The following is a 1,891-nucleotide window of genomic DNA, read 5'->3' on the forward strand; positions in this document are numbered from 1 at the left end:
AGTTGATGCGGCTCATGGACGCGACCGCGGTGGCGGGGAAGGTGACCCGCGAGCATCTGCAGCGTGACGCCTACCTCTATATCCGCCAGTCCACCCTGAAACAGGTCATCAACAACACCGAGTCGACCACCCGGCAGTACGCCCTGCGCAACCGTGCCATCGCCCTGGGCTGGGACCACTCCCAGATCATCGTCATCGACACCGACCAGGGCCAGTCCGGCGCCTCCGCCGAGGGCCGAGACGGCTTCCAGCGGCTGGTCGCCGAGGTCGGCATGGGACACGCCGGCATCGTCCTCGGGCTCGAGGTGTCCCGGCTGGCCCGCAACAACACCGACTGGCACCGGCTCCTCGAGATCTGCGCGTTGACCGGCACCTTGATCCTGGACGAGGACGGTCTCTACGACCCCGGGAACTTCAACGACAGGTTGCTCCTCGGACTCAAAGGCACCATGTCCGAGGCAGAGTTGCACCTGCTCAAGGCCCGCCTGCGGGGCGGATCCCTGTCCAAGGCGAGACGCGGCGAGCTGGTCCAGCCGCTGCCCGTCGGCCTGGTCTACGACCACGCCGACCGTGTGGTTCTCGACCCGGACGCCCAGGTGCAGCAGGCCATCCGGCATCTGCTGGCCACATTCGCCGCCACCGGCTCCGCCTACGCCGTCGTCAAAGCGTTCGCCAGCGCGAGCCTCACATTCCCTCGCCGGATCCGCACCGGCCCCAACAAGGGCGAGCTGACCTGGGGCATCCTGCAGCACCACCGGGTCCTGCAGATCCTGCACAACCCACGCTATGCCGGCGCGTTCTTCTACGGACGGCGCCGCGAACGCCGCGGCCCTGGCGGCAAGACCACCAGCCGCGTGCTGCCCCGCGAGGAGTGGACCGTGCTGATCACCGACGCCCACCCCGGATACCTGACCTGGGCCGAGTTCGAGGCCAACCAAGCCCGGCTCGCCGAGCTCGCCGCCGCCCGCGGCAGCGACCGCAAGGCCTCTCCGCCCCGCGAAGGCGCAGCCCTGCTGCAGGGCGTGGTCTCCTGCGGCAAGTGCGGCCGCCGCATGACCGTGCGCTATCGGCACCAAAAGCCGCACTACCTCTGCCAGTTCGAGGGGATCCGCAACGCCGTCCCCGTCTGCCAGACCATGGTCGGTGACCAGATCGACGCCGCCGTCGGCGAGCTGCTGCTGGCCACCCTGACCCCGCTCAGCTTGGAGGTTGCGCTGCGGGTCAGCGACGAGCTGGCCGCCCGCGCCGAGGAAGCCGACCAGCTCCGCGCCGCCGGCGTTGAACGCGCCCGTTACCGAGCCGACCTCGCCAGGCGCCGCTATCTGGCCGTCGACCCCGCCAACCGGCTGGTCGCCGACACCCTGGAGGCCGACTGGAACGAGGCCCTGCGCGAACTCGCCGAGTCCACCGAGGAGTACGAGCGCGCGAAGAACACCGCGATCGGCCCGCTCTCGCCCGAGACCCGGGCCAGGATCAACGCGCTGGCCGCGGACTTCCCCCGGCTCTGGAACGACCGGGCCACCCCGATGCGGGAACGCAAGCGCATGATCCGGCTCCTGGTCACCGACGTCACCCTCACCAAGAGCGACCACATCGCCATCGGCGTCGTCCTGCGCAGCGGCCAGAGCCACCAGCTCACCCTGCCCCGCCCCCTGACCGCCTGGGAACTGCGGCAGACCGACCCCGCCGTCATCGCCGCACTCGACGAACTCCTCGACGAGTACACCGACGCCCAGACTGCGGCCATCCTCAACGAACGAGGCCTGCCCAGCGGCATGGGCCAGCCCTTCACCCGCGGGATGATCATTCACCTGCGTAACGCCTACCAGCTACGCAGCCACCGTCAACGACTTCTGGACCAGGGTCTGTTGACCGTCTCCGAACTCGCCCG

1 protein-coding gene is annotated in these 1,891 nt (G+C 69.6%); it reads left to right on the forward strand.

Annotated elements, in window-relative coordinates:
* Positions 1–14: 14 nt before the first annotated feature.
* Positions 15–1,891, forward strand: a 1,877-nt coding sequence (locus tag ABT078_RS42445) for a recombinase family protein (protein WP_351237820.1), incomplete at its 3' end; no start/stop codon positions are given.

The organism is Streptomyces sp. NPDC002133, assembly GCF_040296405.1.
Taxonomy (GTDB): domain Bacteria; phylum Actinomycetota; class Actinomycetes; order Streptomycetales; family Streptomycetaceae; genus Streptomyces.